A 25,445-nucleotide genomic window follows, 5' to 3' on the forward strand; every position below is an offset into this window, starting at 1 on the left:
GACGAAGCCGCCTTCAGCCGACCCGAGCACGAGCGCCGCCTCACCGCCCCCAACCTCCTCCATAAGTCCCGATATTTCGGACATGCTCACGGAATTGGCGCTGGCGGGGCTGCTCTGCAACGACGCCGAACTCATCGCCCCCACCGCCGACCGTCCGGAATGGGCTGCCGCCGGCGACCCCATGGAGGCCGCGCTGATCGCCTTCGCGGAGCGATGCGGGCTTTCCGCCGAGACGGAACGGGCCCGGCATCCGCGCGTGGCCGAGCAGCCCTTCGAACAGGCCAAACGCCGCATGGTCACGATCCACCGCCGACCGGGCGGCGGCTACCTGACGGTCTGCAAGGGCGCTCCGGAAGGCGTGCTGACAGCGGTCGCCGGCCCGGGCAGACGCGAGACGGCCGACCCGGGCGGCGCGACAGCCAACCCCAGCGGCACGACAGCCAACCCCAGCGGCGCGACAGCCAACCCCAGCGGCGCGACAGCCAACCCCAGCGGCCGCGAGACGGCCCACCCGGGCGAGGCGGGCAGCCCTGGCGGAGGTGACGTGGCCGGTCTGACGCGGGCGGCGGGCGAGCTGGCCGCCCAAGGGCTCCGGGTGCTGGCGGTCGCCACGGCGGTCACCGCCGACCTGCCCGATCCGGCCGACCCGCCGCCGCTGCGGGTGGTGGGGCTCGTCGGCATCGGCGACCCGCTGCGCGCCGGGGCCCGGGACACCGCGGCGGCGTTCGCGCGCTCCGGCGTACGGCTGCTGCTCATCACCGGGGATCACCCCGCGACCGCCGCCGCCATCGGGAGCCGGCTCGGCATTCTCGACGAGGGTGATCGGGTCGCCACCGGCCCTACTGACGACGTGGATCGGGTGCGGGTCTACGCGCGGGTGCAGCCCGAGGAGAAGCTCGACATCGTCGCCGCCCTGCAACGGCGGGGCGAGGTGGTGGCGATGACCGGCGACGGGGTCAACGACGCGCCGGCGCTGCGCCGCGCCGACATCGGGGTGGCGATGGGCGGGGGCACCGAGGTGGCGCGGCAGGCCGCCGAGCTGGTGCTGGTCGACGACAACCTGGGCACGGTGGCCGCGGCGATCGGCGAGGGCCGGCGCATCTACGACAACATCCGGCGGTTCCTGCGCTACGCGCTGTCCGGCGGCATCGCCGAGCTGCTGGTCATGCTCGCCGGGCCGCTGCTGGGCATGCCGCTGGCGCTGCTGCCCGGTCAGCTGCTCTGGATCAATCTGCTCACCCACGGCATCCCGGGGGTGGCGCTCGGCGCCGAGCCGGCCGACGCCGGGGTGACCGAGCGCCGGCCCCGGTCGCCGCAGGAGTCCGTGCTCGGCGCGGGGCTGCTGACCAGCGTGCTGCTCGGCGGGCTCTGCCTGGGCTCGGTGACGCTCGCGGCCGGGGTGCTGGCCCAGCTGTTCGACCGGCCGTGGCAGTCGGTGATGTTCGTGGTGCTCGGGCTCGCGCAGCTCGGCGTCGCCCTCGCCGTCCGCGCCCGGCCGGCGCCCGGGGTGGCCGGCAACCGCTGGCTGCTGCTCTCCGTGGCGCTCTGCGCGGCCCTCCAGGTCGCCGGCGTGCTGCTTCCGCCGCTGCGCGCGCTGCTGGGCACCGAGGCGCTCACCGTCCGCGAGCTGCTGGCCTGCGCGCTCTTCGCGACCATCCCCGCGCTCCTGCTGCGGCTGACCACCTGGTGGACCGGGACTTTGGTCCCGCGCGGACGGGCGCAACGCCTCCGGTGAGCACACCCCCCGGCGAGGAGAGTGATTGTCATGACAACGCCGCTCGAGAAGGCCGCCCAGGCCGCACAGCACGCCCCGTCCGTCTTCAACACCCAGCCCTGGTCGTGGCGCCTCACCGGCGACACCCTGGAGCTGCTCGCCGACCAGGACCGCAAGCTCGCCACGGTCGACCGCGACGGACGGCTCCTGCTGCTCAGCTGCGGCGCCGCGCTGCACCACGCCCGGGTCACGCTCGCCGCCGCCGGCTGGTCGGCCACCGTCGAGCGCTTCCCCGGCGGTGACGTCCTGGCCCGCCTCCGGCTGGGCGCCGCGGTTCCCGCCGACCCCGAGGCGCAGCGCATGGCCGCCGCGATCCCCCGCCGGCGCACCGACCGCCGCTCGTTCGGCGAGCGGACGATCACCGAGGCCGAGCTGACCAAGCTGCGCCGGTTCGTCGAGGCCGAGGGCGCCTACCTGCACCTGGTGCGCCCCGACCAGATCGCCCAGCTGGCCATCTCGGCCGAGCTGGCCGGCGACGCCGAGCTCGGCGACCCGGCCTACCGGGCCGAGCTCGACAAGTGGACGACCCGCCCCGAGTTCGCCGGCGACGGCGTGCCGGCCGAGACCGCGGTCGAGCCGGCTCTGCGCCGGGTGCCGGTGCGTGACTTCGCCCCCGGCGGCGCCCCGGGGCTGCGCTCCGGCGCGGCGCACGACCAGGGCGCGGCCTACGTCGTGCTCTTCGGCGAGGACATCCGGCCGGTCGACCTGCTGCGCGGCGGCGAGGCGCTCTCCGCCCTGCTGCTGCTCGCCACCGCCGACGGCCTCGCCACCGCGCCGATCAGCGACGCGATCGAGGTCGAGTGGCCCCGCCGGCTCGTCGCCGAGCTGCTGGCCGGCGTCGGCGAGCCCTACCTGGTGGTCCGGCTCGGCTACCCGGCCGAGAGCGAGCCGCTGCCCCCGCGCCCGCGCCGCGACCTTCGCGACGTCATCACCATCGTCGAATAGCCGACCAGCCGAAGAGGAGACCAGCGGTGAGCACCTACGACGAGGCGGATCTGCGCCGGGCCGCGGAGGCAGGTGTGCGGGCGCCTTCCATCGGCAACAGCCAGCCGTGGCTGTTCCGCCTCGACGACGGCGCCATCGAGGTGCGCTCCGATCCCTCGCGCCGCCTCTATCACCTCGACCGCGACGGCTGGGCGGTCCGCCTGGCCTGCGGCGCCGCCACCTTCAACGCCCGCCTCGCGCTCGCGGTCGCCGGCCGCCCCGCCGAGGTGAGCCTGCGCCCGGATCCCCATGACGCCGGCCTGATCGCCCGGCTCACGCCCGGCCCGGCGCGGCCGCCGACCTACGCCGAGGAGGAGCTGCACGCCGCGGTCCCCCGCCGCTACAGCAACCGGGGACCGTTCTGGCCCGATCCCGTGCCGCCCGACGTGCGGGCCCGGCTGATCGCCGCCGCCCGCGACGAGTCCGGCTGGCTCGACCTGCTCGTCGGCATGACCGCCCTCACCGCCTTCGCCGAGATCGCCCGCTCGGCCGACCGGGTCCTCCGCCGCGACGCCGCCTACCAGGCCGAACAGGCCACCTGGACGCATGTCGCGTCGGCACCGGACGGCATCCCGGTCACCGCCGGCGCGCCGCTCGCCGAGCCGCAGGACCTGCTGCCGCAACGGTTCTTCAACGACCGGCGGCGCGGCGCGGGCCGCGACTACGAGCCGGAGCCGCTGGTCGGCATCCTCGGCGTGGCCGGCGACCGCCCGGCCGACCAGGTCCTCGCCGGGCAGGCGCTGCAGCGCGTCCTGCTCACCGCGACCGCCGCCGGCCTGGACACCTCCATGATCAGCCAGCCGATCGAGGTGCCCGCCGCGCGCGAGCAGCTGCGCCGCTCGCTGGGCCGCTACGGCTGGCCGCAGATCGTCATCCGCTTCGGCTACGGCACGCCGGGCCACCCGACCCCCCGCAGAGACATAGCAGAGGTGATCTAGGACCAACCCGCCGCCGTCTACGGCTTCTTTTGTGGGATCCTCACAAAGCATCTCGTCTGCCATGCACGATGCGGGCATAGGTTACCCGCGAGTAATCGGACAGGGTAGAGACAGGTGCAGGCGACGCTCCGGGACCCGGACGTCGCCTTCTGCGCGTAGGTGGTTCCTGGGAGGCTCAGCCGGTGTTCAATCGTGTCGCAATCGTCAACCGCGGAGAGGCCGCCATGCGCCTCATCCACGCAGTCCGGGATCTGTCCGCCGAGACCGGCACCCGCATCGAGACGGTCGCGCTCTACACCGACGCCGACCGCACCGCGACCTTCGTGCGTGAGGCCGACGTCGCGTACAACCTGGGCCCCGCCTCCGCGCGGCCCTATCTGGACCTCGCCGTCCTCGAGCGCGCCCTGCTCGCCACCAAGGCCGACGCCGCCTGGGTGGGCTGGGGCTTCGTCGCCGAGGACCCGGCGTTCGCCGAGCTGTGCGACAAGATCGGGGTCACCTTCGTCGGCCCGAGCGCCGAGGCCATGCGCAAGCTCGGCGACAAGATCGGCGCGAAGCTGATCGCCGAGGAGGTCGGCGTCCCGGTCGCCCCGTGGAGCCGCGGCGAGGTGGCCACGCTCGACGAGGCGCTGCGCGCCGGCGACGAGATCGGCTACCCGCTCATGCTCAAGGCCACCGCGGGCGGCGGCGGGCGGGGCATCCGCATGGTCGCCTCCGGCGCCGACCTGGCCGACGCGTACGAGCGGACCAGCCAGGAGGCGCTGCGCGCGTTCGGCTCCGGCGTGGTCTTCCTGGAGCGCCTGGTCACCGGCGCCCGCCACGTCGAGGTGCAGGTCATCGCCGACGGGCAGGGCACCGCGTGGGCGCTGGGCGTGCGCGACTGCTCGGTCCAGCGTCGCAACCAGAAGATCATCGAGGAGTCGGCGAGCCCGGTTCTCGGCCCCGAGCAGACCGCCGAGCTCAAGGCATCCGCCGAGCGCCTGGCCGTGGCCGTCGGCTACCGCGGCGCCTGCACCGTCGAGTTCCTCTACCACCCCGGCGAGAAGCTGTTCGCCTTCCTCGAGGTCAACACCCGCCTCCAGGTCGAGCACCCGATCACCGAGATCACCACCGGCACCGACCTGGTGCGGCTGCAGCTGCACGTCGCGGGCGGCGGCCGGCTCGAGGGCCCGCAGCCCGCCGAGGCCGGCCACGCCATCGAGGCGCGGCTCAACGCCGAGGACCCGGACCGCGACTTCGCCCCGGCGCCCGGCCGCATCGCCCGGCTCGTGCTGCCCGCCGGCCCCGGCATCCGGGTCGACACCGGCGTCAGCGAGGGCGACACCATCCCCGCCGACTTCGACTCGATGATTGCCAAGATCATCGCGTACGGGAAGGACCGCGACCAGGCGCTCGGCCGCCTGCGCCGCGCCATGGCCGAGACCACCGTCATCATCGAGGGCGGCGCCACCAACAAGAGCTTCGTGCTCGACCTTCTCGACCAGCCCGAGGTGATCGACGCGTCCGCCGACACCGGCTGGATCGACCGCGTCCGCGCCCAGGGCCGCCTGGTCAGCCACCGCCACTCCGCGATCGCGCTCGCCGCGGCCGCGATCGAGGCGTACGAGGACGAGGAGGAGGTCAGCCGGCAGCGGCTGCTCGCCACCGCGCACGGCGGCCGGCCCCAGGTGCAGCACGACACCAGCCGCCCGCTCGACCTCAAGCTGCGCGGCACGTCGTACCGCGTGCATGTGGCCCGGGTCGGCCAGCGCCGCTTCCGCGTCGGGGTCTCCGCCGGCGGCGACGTGCACTCCGCCGACGTCGTGCTCGAGCGCTTCGACGAGCACAGCGGCCAGGCGCTGGTCAACGGCCACCGCTTCCGCCTGGTCACCGCCACGCACGGCCCGATCCACCTGGTCGAGGTCGACGGCGTCACCCACCGCGTCAGCCGCGACGAGGGCGGCGTGGTCCGCTCCCCCGCCCCCGCGCTGGTCGTCGCCACCCCGCTCGCCGTCGGCGACGAGGTCGAGGCGGGCGCGCCCATCCTCGTACTCGAGAGCATGAAGATGGAGACGGTGCTGCGCGCGCCGTTCCCCGCCCGGGTACGCGAGTGTCCCGTGTCGGTCGGCAGCCAGGTCGAGACCGGCGCGCCGCTCATGCGCCTGGAGCCGATCGGCGACGGCGCCGAGGCCGGGCCGTCCGGCGGCGCGGACGTCAAGATCGATCTGCCGGGCGAGCGCCGGGACGTGCCCGCCGCCGATCGGGCGCTGGAGCACCTCCAGGACCTGCGCAGCATGCTGCTCGGCTTCGACGTCGACCCGCAGAGCCGCAAGCGGGTCCTCGGCGGCTATCTCGCCGCCCGCGCCGAGCTGGGCGACCGGCCGCTGCCCGGCGAGGTCGACCTGCTCACCGTCTTCGCCGACCTGCTGGAGCTCAGCCGCAACAAGGGCGACGCCGACGTCGAGCCGGGCAACCCGGTGCACAGCCCGCGCGAGTACTTCCACAGCTACCTGCAGAGCCTCGACGCCGAGCGTGCCGGGCTCACCGACGGCTTCAAGGCCAAGCTCGAGGCGGTTCTCGCCCACTACGGCGTCAACGGCCTCGATCGGACGCCGGAGCTGGAGGCGGCGGTCTTCCGCGTCTTCCTGGCCCAGCAGCGCATGTCCGCCGAGGCGGCCGTGGTCTCCGAGCTGCTGCGCCAGTGGCTGAGCGGCGGCCGGCCCGCCGAGCCGCTCGCCGAGCAGGCCGGCCTGGCCCTCGAGCACGTCGTCTCGGCCACCCAGGTGCGCTTCCCCGCCGTGTCCGACCTGGCCCGCGGTGTGGTGTTCCGCTGGTTCGCCCAGCCGCTGCTGCGCCGCAACCGGGCCCGGGTCTACGCGCAGGTCCGCGACGACCTGCGCCACCTCGACGCCAACCCCGGCGCGCCCGACCGCGCCGAGCGGATCCAGTCGATGGTGGCCAGCTCCGAGCCCCTGGTCCGGCTCATCGGCCAGCGCATCGGCCGGCCCGGCCGCGACCACGCCCCGCTGTTGGAGGTGCTGACCCGCCGCTACTACGGCAACCGGGCGCTGTCCGCTTTCACCGCTCAGGAGGTCGACGGCGTCCGGTTCGTCACCGCCGAGCACACCGGCCCGCGCGGCCTGACCCGCGTGGTCGCCGCCGCCGTCGACATCACCGCGCTGCCCGGCGCCGTCGCCGCGATCGCCACCCAAGAGCCGCAGGTCGCCGACATCTACGTCAAGTGGGACGAGCAGCCCGAGGGCGACGCCATCGCCCAGCGGCTGGAAGAGCTCCTCTCGGCCGGAGACATCGGCGCGGCGCGGCGGGTCACGATCACCGTGGCCGGCAGCAGCGGCGTGATGCACCACCACTTCACGTTCCGCCCCGACGAGACCGGCACGCTGGTCGAGGACCGCCTGATCCGTGGCCTGCACCCGCAGATCGCCCAGCGCCTCCAGTTGCAGCGCCTGCGCGAGTTCCACCTGACCCGGCTGCCCTCGGCCGACGAGGAGATCTACCTGTTCAAGGCGGTCGCGCGCAGCAACCCGGCCGACGAGCGGCTCATCGCGATGGGCCAGGTCCGCGACCTGACCCCGCTGCGCGAGGCGGACGGCCGCCTGGTCGCGCTGCCCGCCGTCGAGGACGCGATCACCGCGGGCCTCGACGCGATCCGCAACATCCAGGCGCAGCGCCCGCAGAACAAGAGGTTCGACACCAACCGGATCTTCTTCTACATCTGGCCGACCACCGAGATCTCGGCCGACGAGCTCAACGCTCTCGTCCAGCGCATCCTGCCGACCACGGTCGGGGCCGGCCTCGAGGAGGTCGAGTTCCTGGCCCGGCAGCGCACGTCGAGCGGCGAGCTCACCGAGGTCTCCGTGCGCATCACCCTGGAGGCCGGCGGGGCCAAGCTGCACGTCGGCGAGCCCACCGCCGACATCGTGCAGCCGCTCGACGACTACCGCCAAAAGGTGCTGCGCGCGGCGCGCCGCGGCAACGTCTACCCGTACGAGCTGACCGGCATGCTCGGCGACTTCGTCGAGTACGACCTCGTCGACGGCGAGCTCCGGCCCGTCGACCGGCCGAAGGGGCGCAACACCGCGGGCCTGGTGGCCGGCGTGGTCACCACGCCGACCGAGCGCTACCCCGAGGGCGTCAAGCGGGTCCTGCTGCTCGGCGACCCGACCAAGTCGCTCGGCTCGCTCGCCGAGCCCGAGTCGGCCCGGGTGATCGCCGCGCTCGACCTGGCCGAGCGGATGCGGGTGCCGCTGGAGTGGTTCGCGCTCTCCGCGGGTGCCAAGATCTCGATGAGCTCCGGCACCGAGAACATGGACTGGGTCGCGGCCGCGCTCAAGCGGATCGTGGAGTTCACCCAGGCCGGCGGCGAGATCAACATCGTGATCGCGGGCATCACGGTCGGCGCGCAGCCGTACTGGAACGCCGAGGCGACGATGCTCATGCACACCAAGGGCATCCTGGTGATGACGCCGGACTCGGCGATGGTGCTCACCGGCAAGCAGTCGCTCGACTTCTCCGGCGGCGTGTCGGCCGAGGACAACTTCGGCATCGGCGGCTACGACCGGGTGATGGGCCCCAACGGCCAGGCGCAGTACTGGGCGCCCGACCTCGCGGGGGCGCGCGACGTGCTCATGGCGCACTACGACCACACGTACGTGCTGCCGGGCGAGACCGGTCCGCGCCGCGCCGTCACCTCCGACCCGGCGGGCCGGGACGTGTCCTCGTTCCCGCACACGTTCGCGGGCAGCGATTTCACCACCGTCGGCCAGATCTTCTCGGCCGAGCACAACCCCGACCGCAAGAAGCCCTTCGACATCCGTACGGTGATGCGCGCCCTCTCCGACCAGGACCACCCGGTGCTGGAGCGGTGGGCCGGCATGGCCGACGCGGACACGTCAGTGGTGCAGGACGTCCACATCGGCGGGTGGCCGGTCTGCCTCATCGGCATCGAGTCGCGCTCGGTACCGCGCCGGGGCTTCCCGCCCACCGACGGCCCGGACACGTACACGGCGGGCACGCTCTTCCCGCGCTCGTCGAAGAAGACCGCCCGCGCGATCAACGCCGCCTCCGGCAACCGCCCGCTGGTGGTCCTGGCCAACCTCTCCGGTTTCGACGGCTCCCCCGAGTCGATGCGCAAGCTCCAGCTCGAGTACGGGGCGGAGATCGGCCGGGCGATCGTCAACTTCGACGGCCCGATCGTCTTCTGCGTGATCTCCCGCTACCACGGCGGCGCGTTCGTGGTCTTCTCCAAGGCGCTCAACCCGAACATGACGGTGCTGGCGCTGGAGGGCTCGTTCGCCTCGGTGCTCGGCGGCGCCCCGGCGGCCGCTGTCGTCTTCTCCGGCGAGGTCAACAACCGGACCGCGACCGACCCGCGCGTGGTCGACCTCCAGGCGCGGGTGTCCGGCGCGAGCGGCGCGGAACGCGCGGCCCTCAACTCCCAGCTGGCGGAGCTTCAGGCCGCGGTCCGCGCCGAGAAGGTGGGCGAGGTGGCGGCCGAGTTCGACCGCGTGCACAGCATCGAGCGCGCGGTGGAGGTGGGCTCGGTGGACGCCATCATCAGCACCGCCGAGCTGCGGCCGCGCATCATCGAGGCCATCGAGCACGGCCTCAAGCGCTGAGCGGCGCGCCCGCTCAGGCGTCTTCGGTTTCCCGGCGCGGCGGCCAGACACGTCCGGCCGCCGCACGGGACACCCGTCGCTGCGTACGCCAAGGGAAGTAAGCGACGACGAGGCCGAGCAGGATCAGGACGGCGCCGGCGACGACGACCCGCGTGGAGTTGAAGAAGTTGGCCGACCGGTCGGTGATGCCGTCGTCGGTGACGAACTGCTCCGGGTGCGCCGGGTCGTACTTGATCTGCAGCGCCGGGTGGGTGGCCGGGTCGCAGTCCTTCGCGTCGGAGCAGGCGATGCGCGACTCGTGCTGCTGGTCGCCGATCCAGTAGCGCAGCAGCGCCTGGGCCGAGCCGACGAGCGAGGCGTCCTGGTAGTCGAGCAGGACGGCGTTGGTCGCCGTGCCCTCGCGCTGGAGGCGGTCGGCGTGCGCGGCGTCCCGGCGCGTCACGACGAGGCCGCCGATCAGCAGCGCGAGGCCGGCCACGACGAGAACGCCCGCGGTCGCATAGAGGGTCACCTTGCCGCGCGAGGCCGGGTGCGAGGGGTCACCGCTGGACATCCGTCTTTCCTCCTGTTTCACCATGGGATGAGCGGCATGACTGTATCGGCCTCAGCTATGAGGCTTCAGCCGCAGCCGCCGGTGCACCACCGAGGGGTCGGTGCGCACCTCGACGACCGCGATGCCGGGCCGCAGCGCCTCCCGCGCGACCGGCCCGGCGGACTCGCCGTCGACGATGCGAGCGCCGGCGCCCGCCACGGTGGACGCGCCGTCGTTCAGCACGAAGACGGTCAGGTCGGCGCCGGCGCGGCGGGCCGTGCCGAGTTCGTGGGCATGGCTCGCGAAGTCGCCGTCACCCTCGAAGACCACCACCTTGCGCCGGGGCGACGCGAGCGCCGTCCCGACCGCCGTGGGCAGGCCGAGCCGCCCGGCGGCGAGGAAACGGCCGTCGCGGGGGCGGGCGACGAGGGCACACGCGAAGTCCGCGCCGCGGCCGCCGCCGACCACGACCACGGCGTCCGGCGGGATCAGCGGCCCGATGCCGGCGAGGGCCAGCCTCGGGTCGACCGTGCCGGCGGCGATCGGCGGGGCGAAGTCGCGCAGGTCCGCTCGCCAGCAGTCGCTCGCCGGCCCCACCGGCTCGAACCAGGGCGGCCGGCGGGTGGCGGTGCCCCGCAGCCGGGTGAGGACCTCCGCCGCGTTGCCGATCAGCGTCTCGAACTCCCCGCCGGCCGTCTCGCCGCCGGCGCTGTCCTGGTCGACCACGCGCACGACGCGCGCGGCGGCGCACTGCCGGCCCAGCCGGCCGAGGGTCGCGCCGAATCCCAGCACCACGTCGGCCGCGCGCAGCACCCGGTCGGCCGCCGGGTGGGCCAGGCCGCCGGCGAGGCCCAGATCGAGCGTGTGGCCGTCGAACAGGCCCTTGGCCGGAAGGGTCGTCGCGAGCGCCGCCCCGGTGTGCTCGGCCAGCTCCCGGACCAGATCGGCGCAGCCCGCGGCGAGCACGCCCCGGCCGGCGACGAGGACCGGGCGCCTGCCCCGGGACAGCACGGCGGTCAGGCGGCGGGCGGCCGCCTCGTCGTCGCCCACCTCCACCCCGGTGCGCGGCCGGGGCGCGGGCAGCCGCACCGTGCCCACCCGCACCGGCGAGGTCAGCAGCTCCGCGTCGACGCCGAGCACCACCGGCCGCAGCCGGTCCGCGGCGAGGCTCAGCGCGTCGGCGAGCGCGGCAGCCGGCTCCTCGCCCGGCCACATCCTGCGGTACGCGGCGACGCCCTGATCCGTGGCCGCCGCGATCAGCACGACCGCGGACCTGTTGCGCGAGGCCACCCGCAACGACGCCGCCATCTCGCTGAGGCCGAGGCCGTGCGGCACCGAGCAGACGCTGGGCCGGCCGGTCTCCGACGCGTAGCCCTCGGCCATCGCCATCGCCGCGCTCTCGTGGCGCGCCTGCACGACCTCGACGCCACGCTCGCGAAAGGCGTGCACCAGGGCGGCGTTGTCGTCGCCCGTCAGCGCGAAGACATGGCTGCGCCCACTGTGGAGCACCGCCTCGGCTAAGGCGCGCGCGTGGGTGGGACCGGCCATCGCTCTGCCTTATCAGTTACCCGAGCCCACCGTCCAGGTCTGCGCGTGCGGCGATCATGTATCGTCCGCGCGGGGACGAGCGGCACGGGCTGATGGTGAGTGGGATGGGCGACGCTCTCGAACGACTGATCACCGCGGGATCACCGGGCCTCGCGCCGCCGTCGCGGGACGCCGGGGTGCTGGAGCCGCTGCTCGGACGGCGCAACGGCTTCTACGTCTTCGACTCGGCCCTGCTGGTACGCCCGCAGGGCGACGCCCCCGTGCTGGACGTGGCCGCCTGGAACGCGCCCGAGCTCTGGGGCGCCGTCTACGGCGACGCGCTCGACGGCGTGACCTTCTTCGCCGAGGACGTCTTCGGCGGCCAGTTCGGCCTGCGCGGCGACGAGGTCGTCTCGTTCGACCCGGAGACCGGCGAGGTGGAGCACCTGGCCGGCTCGCTCGAGGGCTGGGCCGCCGAGATCATCGAGGACCCCGAGGTGATGACCGGCCACCCGATCGTCCGCGAGTGGCAGGCCACGCACGGCCCGCTCAAGCCCGGCGAGCGGCTGGTGCCCGTGGTCCCGTTCGCGCTCGGGGGCGAGTTCGCCGCGGGCAACCTGCGGGCGCTCCGCGACGTCGAGGCGATGCGCTTCTACGGCAACCTCTACTCCATCACCACGCGCGCCTGACACGCCGGACCACCCACCCCGCCGGAAGCCCGGTGGGGTGAGGGACCACGACGGCGCGGCCCGCTGCGGCGGGTGCCGTGCGAAAAGACGTACGTCCTATGACCAGAAACGGCCTAGAGACGCTGCAGTTGGGTGACCACCATGGCGACCGCGAAGAAGCCGTAGAAGCCGATCGCCACGAGCATGCCGCCGAGCCGCCAGCCGCGCACGCGCACCGCGGCCGGCAGGTCGCGCACGTTGAGGCGGACGAGCAGGATCGAGTAGAGCAGGGTGACGACCGAGGCCGCGCAGGTCGACACGATGAGGAGCCCCAGCGGCTGGGTGAAGCCGGCCAGCAGGATGATCGAGCCGAGCACGATCTCGGCCCAGACGACGGTGAGATAGATCCGCGGCTCGGTCCAGCGGGTGGAGTCCATCAGGTAGTTGCGGCGCAGGAAGTCCGACGCGACGCGGCCGATGATGTCGAGCAGGCCCATGGCGGCGGCCCACAGCGAGACGGCGGCGACGGCCAGGAACAGCAGTTTCAGCCAGGCGCCCACCTGATCTGAGAGGATGTCGGCCTCGATGCGCAGGAACGACGCGTCGTTCTTGAGGTCGTCGCGGCCGAAGAGCGTCTCGTAGGCGAGCAGGCTCATGATGCTGATCGTGACGAAGCAGACGGCGACGAACGTGACGAGGTGCTCGGCGTTGGCCCGCTTCCACCAGACGCGCCAGCGGCCCAGGTTGGCCTCGTCGGTCCCGAGCAGGTAGCGGTCCGTGCCGGCGGCCTCCTCACGGCCGGTGATCGGCGAGACGAGCCGGGGAACGTGCGCGCCCATGCCGTACCGCTTGTCGCGGATCCAGTTGGAAAGCACCAGATTGTGCACACCGCCGGCGCCCGCCGCGCCGATCGCGCTCAGGATCAGGGTGAACGTGATGCCGGCCGGGATCTGGCCGAATTCGGTCACGGTCGCCGTGGCGGCGTCGCCCCACGTGGACAGCGAGATGACGAAGACGACCACGACGGCGAGGAAGAACAGGGTGAGCGCCACCTTGAGCGTCTCGACGCGCTCGACGGTGGTGTAGACGACCTTGGAGAGGGTCAGCAGGACGCCGACGGCCACCAGGCTGACCACGGTGATCCAGACCGGGTCGCCCCAGCCGACCAGGTAGGTGAAGACGGTGGAGCCGCTGGTCGCCCAGCCCGGCCACACGTATTGGAAGGCGCCGGCGAGGCAGATGAGGATGCCCCACCCCTTCCACCAGCGGGAGAAGCCGGCCACGACGGTCTGGCCGGTGGCGAGCGTGTAGCGCTCGATCTCCATGTTGATGACGAACTGCACGGCGAGCGTGCAGAAGGCCAGCCAGAGCAGGCCGAGACCGCCGATGGCGGTCAGGTAGGGCCACAGGATGATCTCGCCGGCGGCCATGCCGATGCCGACGGCGACGACGCCGGGGCCGATCATCCGGCGGAGCGGAAGGGGTGCGGGAAGGTCGCGGGAGACGGCCTGTATCGCCGGGTCGGAGGTGGCGCGCGAGCGAGGCATGTCGAGCTCCGAGGGGTCGACGCGGGTGGATGTACGAACCGGTACGTTAGTTATCCGGTGTGACGCCCACCACTGTCAAGCAGACGCGGCCTCCCAGACGCCGAGCGGATTGAGCGCGTACGGCTCTCCCGCCCGATGATGCCGCCGACAAAGCACGACATACCCGACTTCGGCGTCCTCGTCGGTGTTGCCCACGACGACCGTGTCCCCGTCGCGCACCATGACCCCGCCCACGACCCGGGCGTTCATCCGCGCCGGCTGCCCGCACCAGCACATCGGATAGACCTGGAGCGCCTCGACCACGTCGGCCAGCACCACGAGCCGCGCCGACCCCGGAAACTGCTCCCCTCGGAAATCCGACAACAGCCCGAACGTGAACACGTCGATGTCATGCTCGTCCACCAGCAGCGCCAGCTGATCGACCTGTTCCGGCGACAGGAACTGCGCCTCGTCCACGATCACGTGATCGACCCGGGCCCCACTCTGCGACAGCACCCGATGCACCAGATCGGTGTCCGCCTCGAACTCGATGGCATCCGCCGCCAGCCCGATCCGCGACGACACGATGCCGGCCCCCGCCCGATCGAGCCGGGTCAACAGCAGCCCTGTCCGCCCACACGCGGCGTAGGTGTGCCGATACTGCAGCACCATCGTGCTCTTGCCACTGTTCATCGCCGCATACCGGTAGTGCAGCTGGGCCACCCGCGGTGCCGCCTCTCCCCTCACAGCCGCACCAAGGCCCAGCGCGGCAAACCGGAGAAGAATACCCGCCGCCGAAGAGTTGACCATCAGAGCACCAGGTCATGCGCCAGATAAGCCCCGTTTTGGGCCGCGCCGCGCGCCGCCACAGATCCGACAGCGGCCTGCTGGGCGGGTTCGCGTCACCTCACCGAACCCGCCCAGCAGCACACCACGCCGAGCGGACCGTCAGGAAGCGGAAGACGACCGGAGCAGCCTGGCAGCGACGGCCGCGCGACCAAGCGCGACGTCCCGTTCATCTTCACGAATCCAGGACGAGTACCACTCACCATCCGGCCGGATGATCTCGTTCATGGCCCGCAGAGCAAGACCAGCCAGTTCCCCACTCGGCCGGCGGAGCAGTGCCGACGACAGCTCCTCATCGTCATCCTCGTCGGGGTCGTAGTCATTTCCCTCATCCCCGATCACGGCCGCTCCCCCGGGAAGGGCCAGGGCAACCAGCGCCGCGCCTGCGATGACCTCTTTCGGCCACACCCTCTCGCTGGGTGAGGCTTCGAGGGCATCCGCGAAGAGCCCACGCAGGTGCTGCTCCTTCTCATCGTCATCCAGTTCGGAAAGCTCGGTCAGCAAATCCAACGCCTGATCATTTTCAAACGGCCCGGAAGCCCACGTGCCCATATTGAAGATCCTCAGTTCGGCAGCATCGCAATACGAGAAGGATACTTTACTTCCGACTCCAGTTCGGCAGTTGTGATCTGACTCGATCGAGCCATGCGCCGGTATGACGGTCGCCAGGGACTTCCGGATAGTCTCGGTTGATGAGAGTCTTGCCCTGGGAAAGGAATACGTCCATGACGTCCGTTTCCAGTTCGCGAACCTCCGTGCGGCCCGCATATCTCCCTCCCCGGTAACTTCCGGGAACTTCGACCCAGGTGACGTTCACGACGTTCTCCCTGCTGTACCCAGCATCTTCCAGCGCGTGTGCACGTTTACCCGGCTTGGCTTTGTTACCCGCCGCAGTTACGCGGCCACGCATGTTCGAGCTCGCCGATCCGATGTAGAAATTGCCGTCGTCCAGCTCAATGGCATAGACACCTGGCTTGTTCGGAACATTGTATTCCGGACCGAGTCCACAGTTGTGGACGAGGATGGGATCTCCGCCTACGACTACGTAATAGGTGTGGTCGTCGTCGACGGTGAGGTCATGCATCTTCCGGTGGCCAGTGAAGTTGCTGACCAGCGAAACACGAACAGTGCCACCCGCCGTTGTGGCAAGCAAGTCACCGACCCGGAGATCGCCGGCGTCCACCCAGCGCTCTTCGGTGACACTCCAGAACGGGTGATGCTGCGTGGTGCTGAGGGCGGAGACCTCGCCCGTCTCGCTGACAACCTCGAGATCGGTGAGGTCTGAATCCTGGTTGACGAAGGTGGCAACAACCTTGTTGGCGGAGGTCACGCCTTCATCTGGATCCGTGGTGACGACTTCGTCGCCGACTTGGACCTCGTCGATCTCTTTGGTCGTTCCATCCGAGAGGAGCACCAAGGTGCCCGGTGCGAAACTGTGCGGGCAGGACCCGCCACTGACGAAGTTGTCTACTTTGTCAGTGACGGCCGCGAAAGCGTTCTTCGCCGCCTGGAGCTTTTTGGAGGACTCGAAGAAGTCTCCCACCAAGTTCTTGAGCTTACCGCCCAGATCCCAGAGCGAATTGATGACCTTGGCAGCCCGTTTCCAATGGAGGGCATATCTGGCAAAGAGCTTGCCAGCAGCACCACCGATGGCACTGAACGCCACGTTGATAGCCGTATTGATACAGCCGCCGAGGTCGCCCCTCGTGAAGCAGTCCAAGGCGTCCGTGATCCCGAGCTCGTCCATGACGATCTTGCCCAGGGCCTTGGCCACCGTGACAAGTTGCTCCTTGACCTTTTTGTGCTCTTCCTTGGCGTAGATGACATCGGGGTCTTCATCCACGGTCTTCGGCTGATAGGCCGGCTTGCTGCCGTAGTTGGGGTCCCGGTCCTCCGGACCGCACGTCTCGAAGCACGGGATCATGCCGGTCGGATCCGGATTCGAGATCGGGTTGTTCCAGCCGTACGAATAGGCGTTGAGCTGGGACGGGTTGGTGACGTCGACGATCGGGTCCACGGATATGAAGCGGCCGGCCACCGGATCGTACTCGCGCGCCCCCAAATGGGTCAGGCCCGTCGACGAATCCTTCGTCCCGCCGACGAAGCCCTTCTCCCCCGACCACGACCCGGCCGGCGGCACGACACCGCGGTCCGTGCCGAACGGGGTCGAACGGCGCATCACCAGGTTGCCGCTGGCCGAGTCGATGCCCGCTTGACCTGTCCCGTTCGGGTCCGCCACCTGGAACTGGACGCCCTGGATCGTCTTGACCGCCGTCGCACCCGCTGCCAGGCCGATGAACCTGGTGTCGTCGACCTTGCCCGTTGCCGTGTCCAGGCGGATCTCCATGCCGGGCAGGTAGAGCGTCGTCGCCGTCGGCTCTCGCCGCAGGACCCTGGAGCCGTCGGCGCCGTACACGAAGCTGGTCTTCTTGCCGTCGGCGTTCGTCACCGACGCCAGGTGGCCCTCCGAGTCCCATTCGAGGGTCTGGTCCTCGCCCGCCTCGGTGCGCTTCGTCGTGTTGCCGGCGCTGTCGTACGTGTACTCGTACAGCTTGGTGTTGCCCGCCGGGTCCCTCTCCGTGATGGACTGGACCGCGTGCGGGTGGGCCGCCGTGCCCGCCGGGTAGGTGTAGGTGCGCTCCACCCCGTCGGTGGTCTCGCTCTTGCGGTTGCCCGCCGCGTCGTAGGTGTACGTCGACTTGTACGGGGCCAGGCCGCCCACCGTCTTGTCCGCGCACGTCTCGCCGCCCGTGGCGTACGCCTCCGTGAGGCGGCGCATGTAGTCGTACGTGAAGCACTGCGTGTCCTGGCCGCCCGAACCGGGATTGTCGGCGATGGACAGCACGTTGCCGGCGTCGTCGTAGGTGTAGGTCTGGTTGATGTCGCTGGACGGGCGGTCCGGCGTCGGGTTCTGCGGGGTCGTGTAGCTCTCCCGCTTCAGCATCAGCTTCTGCAGGCGCTGGGTGGTGTCCTCGTACCCGTAGGTGATCCACGACCGGCGGCCGCCGGTGCCGATCTCGGCCTGGGTGATGCGGCCGTCGTCGGTGTAGAGCACGTCCGTCACGTAGCTGCTGAACGTGCCCGTGACACCCTTGAGCCGCTTCAGGTCGTCGTAGGTGTAGACGACCGCCTCGGCCGGCAGGCCGCCCTTGCCCGCGGGGAACGTCTGCCCCTGCACCGTGCCGTCGGTGTTGTAGCTGGTGGTGAAGACGTAGAGGCCCTTGAGCGCCTCACCGGCGTCGGCCGGGATCGAGTATCTGACCTCGGTCGGCCGGTAGAGCGAGTCCTGGTTGGTGGTGGCCATGACGTACTGCTGGCCGTTGACGTAGCGGATCTGCGCGTACTGCTGACCCTTGAACCGACGGTCCCACTGCGTCTCGGTCTGCTTGACCCGGCCGGCCGCCGTGACCTCGTAGGTGGCGGTGACGCGGCCCAGGTCGTCGTAGTCCGTCTCGAACGTCTTGCTGCGCTCGTTGACGGTCTTCACGACCCGGTCGACCTCGTCGTAGAAGAACTGGGTCGTGCCCGCGTCCGGGTCGACCGCGGTCTTCTTGCGGCCGAGCTGGTCGTACGTGTAGCTCCACTCGGTGCCGGCCTGGTTGGTGACCAGGGCGAGCTGCCCGGCCGGCGTGTACTTGTACGTGGTGGTGTCGTGCTCGCCGGTCGGCTGCCCGCCCTTGTGGTACCAGATCTGGGTGACCTGCCCGCGGGCGTCGGTGATCGAGGTCGTCGCCGTGCCGCCCGCCGGCGGGACGACCGACGTGCGGTCGCCGCCGTAGATGGTGCGGGTGCGGTACTGCTCGTGGCCGGCGGAGAACGCGATCACGTCGGTGACCCGGTCGGCGCCGTCGTAGACGTAGCCGGTCTGCAGGTCGGTGTCGACGTCCTCGGTGGGCAGCAGGTTGCCGGACGGCGCTCCGAAGGCGAAGTACGGCTCGCTGACCCGGTCGACGTTGCCGGTCGAGTTGTACCAGGTGTCGGTGACGAGGCGGCCGCCGTTCGGTCCCCGCGCCTGCACCTGCCGGGGCCGCAGGAAGCCGTCGAAGATCTGGTACTCGTACTGGGTCTTCGACGCGTCGGCGTCCGGCTTCTCGGTGACCACGACGGTCGGCTTGCCGGCGGCCAGGACGTAGCTGTACCTGGTCGTGGGCAGCGAGCCGCCGTCCCGGTCGGGGGTCCACAGTTCGGTGAGCCGGCCCAGCTTGTCGTACTTCATCTGGGTCCGCTTGCCGTTCCAGTCCGTCTCGACGGTGGGCAGGCCCCAGGCGGGGGTGAGGTCGGTGGTCGCCTTGAACTCGGCGGCGGTCGCCCCGTTGATCGAGATCTTCGGCGAGTATTCGTCGCGCCGGGTGGTGAGGCCGTTGGTCTCCGTGTAGGCGAGCCGGGAGACGACACCCTTGCCGTCCGTGGTGGTCAGCGGCCGGGCGTACGCGTCGTAGGTGTTCTCGCTGACCTTCTGGTACGTGCCGGTCGTGCCGTTGTGGCCGGTCAGCCGCTCGGTCTTGGTGATGAGGCCCCGGGTCGGGGCCGAGCCCAGCGTGGTGCTGCCGTCGTAGTAGGTGCGCGAGTCGGAGAGCACCTGGGTGGCCCGGTCCGGCGTGGTGGAGCAGTTCACCAGGACGGTCTCGGTGCGGTAGACCATCGACAGGATGTTCTTGTCGGTGTTGTCCGCGTAGTACGACCGCGTGCACCGGTCGTCGGCCGGTGTGGAGACGTCGCCGAGCTCGTCGACCGCGGTCACCCGGCCGTTGGTCTGGTCGTACGCGGTGACCGTCTTGGTCTCGCGCCAGCCACCGGATTGCAGGCCGGTGAAGCTGCGCAGGATGCTCGGCCGCACGATGTGCGCCTCGGCGGTGCCGAAGGTGCGGGTCTGCGCGGCCGTGCGGTACTTGACCGGTGTCGTCCCCGACTTGCTGATGACCCGGTCGTTGGTGCCGTCGAGGACCTCGGTCTCGATCTCGAAGCCGACGAAGTCCTTGTCGTCGAGATAGGTGGCGCCGGTCGAGTCGGTCACCGTCTCGCTGCGGGTGCCGCCGTCGATCTTCTTGTCGCCGTGCAGGCCCTGCATGTACGTGTGCCGGCTGCGCGTGCGGATCGTCTGGTCGTCGCCCTTGCTCACCACCACGGTGCGGTAGCCGCGCCACTCCGACCAGGTCTTGTACTTGTCCTCGGTCATGCCGTCGGGTTCGGGGTACCGCCAGCCCGCCTCGCCCTGGTAGTCGTAGAACGTCACCATGTCCGGGGTCGGCTGGGCGCCCGGGTCGATCTTCGTGGTGTCGGTCTCGCGGACGGCCACGACGACGTACTTGTTGAACCAGTCGAGGTACGGCTCCTCGCTGCCGCCGCCGTGCCAGCGCACCGAGTAGCAGCGCTTGGTGCTCTTGCCCTCGGCGGGCAGGGTGGTGCCGGTGCACTCGGGCTTGGAGTACTCGATGTCCAGCTGGCCGCCGGTGTCGTTGTAGACGACGCCGAGGCGGGGCCGGACGAACCGGCCGAGCATGTCGCCCGCCTGCACGATCCGGTTCTCCAGCTGCTTGACGTCGAGCCGCACGGCCGGCGAGGCGAGCGCGTCGCCGCCGCCGTACAGGCCCTCCTGCTTGATGGTGTGCAGCCACAGGCCCGAGCTGCCGTCACCGTTGTCGGGGTAGAGCTGCCCGAGGGTGTACCGGTCGACGTCGGCGAAGGTGCTGGTGCCGTTGCGGATCTGCGTGGTCACCGTGGAGAGCCGCTTGCGGGTGAAGAACGTCGGCGAGACCTGGTCGGTCTTGCACTTGGTGTTCACCGCGCAGATGCGGTCGAACGGGACGTCCGGCCACGCGGCCTTGGTGGCGTCGGTGAGGGTGTTGTTGGCGCAGGCGGTCGCGTTGACCGTGGTGTCGCAGCGCTCCTCCTCCTTGAAGACCACCCGGGCGCCCGGGGCCGTGGTGAACACCGCGCCGGCGCGCTGGCCGTAGTCGATGCGCTTGAGCCAGCCGCCCCGGTCGTACGGCGTGCCGTTGACGTCGGTCTTGCGGCCCAGCGCGTAGGCGTTGGTCTCCTTGCCGTAGTAATACGCGATGACGTTGTTGTTGCGGTCGAGCGCGTAGTCGAGGTTCCACCGCCACGCCTGCTGGCACCAGGCGTTCGCGAAGGTGGCGTTGTAGCAGGGCTCGGCCGCGTTGTCGTCCGCGTTGGACGCGTCGTCGCCGAAGACCGGCACGGTCCACGTCGAGTTGGTCTCGTCCTTGCCCGTCGTCCAGCCGGGCAGCCGGTTGAGGCCGAAGAAGTACTGCGTGCCGTCGGTGGTGGTGAGCTTCCAGTGCTCACCGGTCACCTTGCCGTCGTTGACGTCGCCGTTGACCGCCCCGGTGAGCCGCTCGATCTTCGAGCCGTCGTCGTTGGCGAGCTTCCACGTGCTGCCCGAGCGGACCAGCTCGCTGGAGGAGCCGTTCAAGGACAGGGTCAGGTTGTCGTACGCCCAGCAGAGGTCGCCGACGTCTTTGTGCCCGTCGTCCTGGCACGGCTTGTACCGGCGCTCGACGTAGCCCGGCTCGTAGGTGAAGCCGGAGCCGATCCACGAGCCCTGGTTGTTGGTGTCGGCGGTCTGCCCGTCGACCGCCTGCGAGTTGTAGCCGAACGAGACGCCGGGGCCGAAGCCGCCGGGCACCGGGGGCAGCCGCAGCGGGTACGACCAGGAGAAGGAGCCGGACGACGGTGACACGCTCCAGCTGGACGACGGGGAGAGCGGGGTGGCGCCGTACGTTCCCTTGGCGCCGCCCTCGCTCGTCCGCATCGCCACGAGCGTGCCGGTGGTGGCGACGCTGACGTCCGTGGTCAGTGTCTTGGCGTTGACGTCGTTGACCGTCTTGAGCGGCCGCGGCGCGCAGGCCGCGGCGTCGGGTGTGGTGAGCGCGCACTCGGGCAGCGCGACGAGCGTGAGCCGGCCGCCCAGGTCACCGCTCGCCCCGCCGGCGAAGGTGCCGTAGTCGAAGCTCATCCGGGCGGCGCCCGCCTTCGCTCCGGTGCCGGGGCTGACCCGCATGACGGGACCGCTGGACTTCGCCCGGTCGGCGACGTCCTTGGCGTAGGTCTGCACCTTGACCCGGGTCGACGCGGCCTTGATCTTCAGGCCGCCGGCCTTCGCGCCGGTCCCGCCGGCCGCCACCTCGGTGGTGGCGGCCGCGGGCCAGGTGAGCTCGGCCTTCGGCTTCTTGGTCAGCTCGAGGGCCTTGTCCGGCAGGTTCGTCAGGCCCTTCGGTGCCGGCTTGGCCGGCGCCGGCTTGCCGTCGGCGGGCGCGGCGGGGCGGTCGTCGCCGGGCGTGGCGACCGCCGGCAGCGGATCGGCGTGCAGCAGTGTCGCCGCGACCGCGGCGACCAGTGCCGCCGCGAGAGCGCGCCGGCCCCGCGAGCGTTCGGTGAATCGCATGGATCTCTCCGCTCTCAGAGTTGGGGCTGCTCTTCGCTCTGGGCGAGCAGCTGCACGGTGGTGTCGTCGAGCACTCCGCCGTAGACGCGCACGTCGTCGACGACGCCGGCGAAGTACTCGCCGTACTGCCCGTTGATCAGCGCGCGGCCGACCTGGAGGCCGCCGCTCGCGGTGAACAAGGCGTCGGGCGCGACGGTCTCGCTGGCCACCGGCTCGCCGGCGACGTAGAGCTTCAGCTCCCGGGTGTGTGCGTCGTAGACGATCGCGATGTGCTGCCCGCCGATCTCGGAGGTGGGCGCGCTGCCGGGGCCCTCGTCATCCCCGCGCGGGGTGACGGTGAGCGACGCCGTGGGGGCCGCGTCGGCGTTCGGCACGACCACCTCCCACGTGTCGTTCGGGGTGCATCGGATGCGGAAGGCGCTGTTCCTGGTGCCGGCCTGCGACAGCACGGTCTGGCCGCCGGCACACTCCGGGCCGGCCAGCCGCACGTAGGCGCTCACCGAGAAGCTGCTCGCGGTCGGCACCACCGGTCCCGCGGTGCGGGCCCGGTCGTCGGCACCGTCCAGGATCATCTCGCCCGCGCCGATCAGCGGGAGCTCCACGTCCCAGGGAGCGGTCTGCAGGTCGACGTAGCGCAGCGAGGCGCCACCCTCCAGCAGCAGCTCCCGGCCGGCGTTCTTGTCGTACTCGCCGCTCTTGCCGTCGGTCTGCGTGGTCAGCTGCCAGTAGGCCAGCCGCGCCGGCCGCCTCTTGATCATCGCGGCGAGCTCGACCCCGCTCAGCATGCGGTCGTAGAGCTCGACCTCGGCGATGCTGCCCGTCCAGTAGTTGGCGTACTCGCCCCAGTTGAGGCTGCGGCCGATCTGCACGGCGCCCCAGGACGTGAACGCCGACCGGCGCGCGTTCGCGCTGGTGCCCTGCGGGACCCCGTTCACGTACAGCTGGACGACGCCCTTGTAGGCGTCGTAGACGCCGGCGAGGTGGGTCCACTCGTCCTTGACCGCGGTGACGGAGCTGACCACGCCGAAGGCGCCGATGTTGCGCACGTCGGTCACCGGCAGCAGGAACGTCCACTTCTTGCTGCCGGCGTTGTAGCCGAGCGTGAAGCCGAACGGCCCGGTGCCGTCCTGGCTGACGGCCACCGCGTTCTTCGTGTCGTCGGTGAGCTTCACCCACGCCGAGGCGGCGAAGGACTGCTCGGTGTCGACGAGCGCGGAGCTGTTCGTGGCCAGGTAGCTGTCGGGCCGGCCGGTGAAGCTCGCGGCGCGGTCCCGCTCGCAGGGGCTGACGTGGAGACAGCCGGGGCCGGGCACGGCCAGCGTGACTCCCGGGTTCACGGTCATCGGGTTCTGTTCACGCGCGTCGGCGACGGTCGCCGATCCCGCGTCCTCGCTGAGGTTCCACTCGCCGGCGGCGCGCCGGTTGGGAACGCCGAAGTAGCACTCCGCGACCGCGCTCGGGTTGTTCGCGGCGTCGTAGGCACGCACCTTGACGAAGTGCAGGCCGGCGTCCTCGGGGGTCCAGCCCTTGACGGTCACCGGCCCGCCCGCCGACGCCGGCGTCAGCGGGTACTTCGGGTCCTCGTCGATGCCGTAGGTGTAGCGAACGGCGTCGGTGCCGGGGACGTCGAAGGTGAACGTCGTGTATTTGCCCACGTGGCCGCGGTCCAGGTTGTCTTCCACGCAGGCGCCGGCGTCCGCGGAGTTGTTGTCGGCCGCGTCCAGCGGGAGGTATTCCGGCGAGTCGATGTCCGGCTCGGGTGGCGCCGTCCGGTCGATCTTGAAGCGGCACAACGGGAGGCTGTAGTTGCTCCAGCTGCCGTTCTCGTCGCCGCCCTGCGCCTGCCACGCGATGGTGGTGTTCTGCGGCACGTCTCCCGGGCTCACCGTGACCCGGAACGGCGTCTTCCCGTCGCCGGCCTTCCATCCGGTCGTGTAGGTCTTGGACCCCGTGGTGCCGGTGCTGGTCGTCCAGGTCAGCCAGATCCGCGCGCGGACGTTCTCGACGTGCGTCGACGCGTGGTCGACGTCGCGGACGTAGACGGTGAGGACCGGGAACGCGGAGATGACCGGCACGGTGGTGGTGGCGCAGACCCCGCCGGGCGCCGAGCTCATCGTGCTGGTGGAGGGCACGCTCGGCTGGTGGTTGTACTTCACCTCGAGCTGGCCGTTGCCGCAGAAGCGCTTCCACCCGACGTGATCGGACTCGGTCGACGCCCGCAGGCCGAACGTGACGCTCTTCAGGCTGTTGGCGCGGATGTCGTCGACCACGCCCATGGCGTTGAACCGCACGTTCTGGTTGCCCGTGCTGCACGAGCTCTGCTTGTTGACCGGCGATACGGCCGCGAGCAGCTCGGGCGTGGCGGGCTGGTTGCTCCAGTTCGTGGCCGTCGAGATGCCGGCGCTCGCCCGATAGAGCGAGACGCCGCGTTCCTCGTCGTTGTAGGTGTGCACCATCGTGATCGCGAACTTCGCGTCGAGGATGGTCGACCCGAGGTAGGCAGAGGTGGGCACGGTGAAGAAGAGCCGCTTGACGCCGGCGCCGTTGCACGTGCCCGACGAGACCGGGCACTCGCCGAGGCCCTCGTCGGCCTTGCCGTCGAACGACCAGTACTCCTCGCTCGGATAACCGCTGGCCACCATGGTGTACGCCGTGCGCTTGGCCGTCGAGTAGACCGGGTCGAGGTAGACCGGGAACGTCGTCGCCGGGTCGGCCAGCATCTCCGGGTCGGGCACCAGCGTCACGCTGTCCTTGTCGACCTCGACGTCGATCGGCGTCTCGGTCGAGGTGTCGGCGGGCGTCTCGGCGGTCGCCTGCGGGACGGCCGATCGGGCCGCGGCGGCCGGCTCGGCCGAGTCCCACATGGTCGGTTGCGGCGCCTCGAAGATCGGGCCGCCGGTTCCGGCGTCCGCGACCGTCAGGTCGCCGCCGGCGTTCTCCCGCACGGTGACGCCGGTCGTCTTCAGCCCGAACTCGATCTCGTCCAGCCTGGGATCGGCGGCCGCCTCGGCCGTCTTGATGACCAGCACGTGCGAGAAGCTCTCCGGGGTCACGGTGACCACCAGGTCGACACCCGGCAGAACCTCCGCGTACGTGGCGTGGTCGCCCTCGACCGCCGGGGCCGGCAGGGCACCGGGCCAGCTCAGCGCCATCGATCGGCCGGCACGCTCGGCCGTGAGCAGCGGCCCGTCGCCGCCGCCGGAGAGCCGCAGGCCGAAGGTGACCGCCTTCGGGGTGATCGCTCCGTCCGCCGTGGGCGCGAGGGTCGCGTCGACCGGTTGCCAGGCGCCCTCGTGCTTCACGCGCACGGTCTGGGTGTGCTCGATCGACGTGAAGGTGCCGTCCGGGTCCGCGTACACGGTCCGGCGCTCACCGCGCAGCGAGCCGACCTCGACCCGCTGCCCGATCTGCTTCGCGTAGGCGGCGGCCTCGCTCTCGGTCGGCCGCAGCGGCGACTCCTCGGCGACCGGCGTCATCGCCGGCGCCGGTGCCGGTGCGGTGGCGTTCCCCGGGATCACCGCGTATCCCGCGAGCAGCGCCGCGAGCCCGGCGACGAGGCCGATCCCGCGGGCGCGCCGGCGCCTCTCCCCCGTTGCCATGCCGCGGCCCTTCCCTGAGTTCGTGCTG

At 71.2% G+C, this 25,445-nt stretch carries 12 protein-coding genes; 5 read left to right on the top strand and 7 right to left on the bottom strand.

The genetic code is table 11. The features are described from left to right. Positions 1 to 82 precede the first annotated feature (82 nt). From Ade02nite_RS40930 to Ade02nite_RS40945, 4 genes are all read left to right on the top strand, one after another. The gene (locus tag Ade02nite_RS40930; RefSeq protein ID WP_239169416.1) at positions 83 to 1,735 is read left to right on the top strand and encodes a cation-translocating P-type ATPase; all 1,653 of its coding nucleotides are present in this window, start codon (positions 83 to 85) and stop codon (positions 1,733 to 1,735) included. A gap of 30 nt (positions 1,736 to 1,765) precedes the next feature. Next, on the top strand, positions 1,766 to 2,719 hold the full coding sequence (locus tag Ade02nite_RS40935) for an Acg family FMN-binding oxidoreductase (RefSeq protein ID WP_203775815.1): 954 nt from the start codon (positions 1,766 to 1,768) through the stop codon (positions 2,717 to 2,719). Between the two features lie 26 nt (positions 2,720 to 2,745). Further along, positions 2,746 to 3,696 (top strand): Acg family FMN-binding oxidoreductase, encoded by a 951-nt coding sequence (locus tag Ade02nite_RS40940; protein ID WP_203775817.1) that lies wholly within the window; start codon positions 2,746 to 2,748, stop codon positions 3,694 to 3,696. A 224-nt stretch (positions 3,697 to 3,920) separates the two neighbouring features. Beyond that, positions 3,921 to 9,314: an ATP-binding protein gene (locus Ade02nite_RS40945; RefSeq protein ID WP_239169417.1), complete on the top strand. Its 5,394-nt coding sequence runs from the start codon at positions 3,921 to 3,923 to the stop codon at positions 9,312 to 9,314. A 13-nt stretch (positions 9,315 to 9,327) separates the two neighbouring features. On the opposite strand, the gene Ade02nite_RS40950 is transcribed toward Ade02nite_RS40945, so the two are convergent. Beyond that, positions 9,328 to 9,867 carry a hypothetical protein gene (locus Ade02nite_RS40950; protein ID WP_203775821.1) on the bottom strand — a complete coding sequence of 180 codons (540 nt, stop codon included), beginning with the start codon at positions 9,865 to 9,867 and terminating at the stop codon, positions 9,328 to 9,330. Between the two features lie 51 nt (positions 9,868 to 9,918). After that, a complete protein-coding gene (locus Ade02nite_RS40955; RefSeq protein WP_203775823.1) occupies positions 9,919 to 11,394 on the bottom strand; it encodes a thiamine pyrophosphate-binding protein in 1,476 nt (491 codons plus the stop codon). Between the two features lie 104 nt (positions 11,395 to 11,498). Between Ade02nite_RS40955 and Ade02nite_RS40960 the strand changes: the two genes are divergently transcribed. Beyond that, the gene (locus Ade02nite_RS40960) at positions 11,499 to 12,062 is read left to right on the top strand and encodes a hypothetical protein (protein ID WP_203775825.1); all 564 of its coding nucleotides are present in this window, start codon (positions 11,499 to 11,501) and stop codon (positions 12,060 to 12,062) included. Positions 12,063 to 12,175: 113 nt separating this feature from the next. Here Ade02nite_RS40960 and Ade02nite_RS40965 read toward each other — a convergent pair whose 3' ends face one another. The 5 genes from Ade02nite_RS40965 to Ade02nite_RS40985 form a co-directional block, all read right to left on the bottom strand. Further along, entirely contained in the window at positions 12,176 to 13,588 is a 1,413-nt protein-coding gene (locus Ade02nite_RS40965; RefSeq protein ID WP_203775828.1) for an Nramp family divalent metal transporter, read from the bottom strand. A 75-nt stretch (positions 13,589 to 13,663) separates the two neighbouring features. Then, positions 13,664 to 14,377, bottom strand: coding sequence for a thymidine kinase (locus tag Ade02nite_RS40970; RefSeq protein WP_239169418.1), 714 nt, complete (start codon positions 14,375 to 14,377; stop codon positions 13,664 to 13,666). 138 nt (positions 14,378 to 14,515) lie between these two features. Beyond that, positions 14,516 to 14,965 carry a DUF4259 domain-containing protein gene (locus Ade02nite_RS40975; RefSeq protein ID WP_203775830.1) on the bottom strand — a complete coding sequence of 150 codons (450 nt, stop codon included), beginning with the start codon at positions 14,963 to 14,965 and terminating at the stop codon, positions 14,516 to 14,518. A 46-nt stretch (positions 14,966 to 15,011) separates the two neighbouring features. Continuing rightward, positions 15,012 to 21,818, bottom strand: coding sequence for a polymorphic toxin-type HINT domain-containing protein (locus Ade02nite_RS40980; RefSeq protein ID WP_203775832.1), 6,807 nt, complete (start codon positions 21,816 to 21,818; stop codon positions 15,012 to 15,014). Positions 21,819 to 21,832: 14 nt separating this feature from the next. Next, positions 21,833 to 25,417: a LamG-like jellyroll fold domain-containing protein gene (locus Ade02nite_RS40985; protein WP_203775834.1), complete on the bottom strand. Its 3,585-nt coding sequence runs from the start codon at positions 25,415 to 25,417 to the stop codon at positions 21,833 to 21,835. Between the last annotated feature and the right edge of the window lie 28 nt (positions 25,418 to 25,445).

This window comes from Paractinoplanes deccanensis (assembly GCF_016862115.1).
Lineage (GTDB): Bacteria > Actinomycetota > Actinomycetes > Mycobacteriales > Micromonosporaceae > Actinoplanes > Actinoplanes deccanensis.

Bases quoted from the DNA above. Each gene is read 5' to 3' on its own strand.
- Ade02nite_RS40975 (WP_203775830.1), bottom strand. From the start codon at position 14,965: ATGGGCACGTGGGCTTCCGGGCCGTTTGAAAATGATCAGGCGTTGGAT.
- Ade02nite_RS40985 (WP_203775834.1), bottom strand. From the start codon at position 25,417: ATGGCAACGGGGGAGAGGCGCCGGCGCGCCCGCGGGATCGGCCTCGTC.
- Ade02nite_RS40950 (WP_203775821.1), bottom strand. From the start codon at position 9,867: ATGTCCAGCGGTGACCCCTCGCACCCGGCCTCGCGCGGCAAGGTGACC.
- Ade02nite_RS40965 (WP_203775828.1), bottom strand. From the start codon at position 13,588: ATGCCTCGCTCGCGCGCCACCTCCGACCCGGCGATACAGGCCGTCTCC.
- Ade02nite_RS40935 (WP_203775815.1), top strand. From the start codon at position 1,766: ATGACAACGCCGCTCGAGAAGGCCGCCCAGGCCGCACAGCACGCCCCG.
- Ade02nite_RS40960 (WP_203775825.1), top strand. From the start codon at position 11,499: ATGGGCGACGCTCTCGAACGACTGATCACCGCGGGATCACCGGGCCTC.
- Ade02nite_RS40955 (WP_203775823.1), bottom strand. From the start codon at position 11,394: ATGGCCGGTCCCACCCACGCGCGCGCCTTAGCCGAGGCGGTGCTCCAC.
- Ade02nite_RS40930 (WP_239169416.1), top strand. From the start codon at position 83: ATGCTCACGGAATTGGCGCTGGCGGGGCTGCTCTGCAACGACGCCGAA.
- Ade02nite_RS40970 (WP_239169418.1), bottom strand. From the start codon at position 14,377: ATGGTCAACTCTTCGGCGGCGGGTATTCTTCTCCGGTTTGCCGCGCTG.
- Ade02nite_RS40980 (WP_203775832.1), bottom strand. From the start codon at position 21,818: ATGCGATTCACCGAACGCTCGCGGGGCCGGCGCGCTCTCGCGGCGGCA.
- Ade02nite_RS40945 (WP_239169417.1), top strand. From the start codon at position 3,921: ATGCGCCTCATCCACGCAGTCCGGGATCTGTCCGCCGAGACCGGCACC.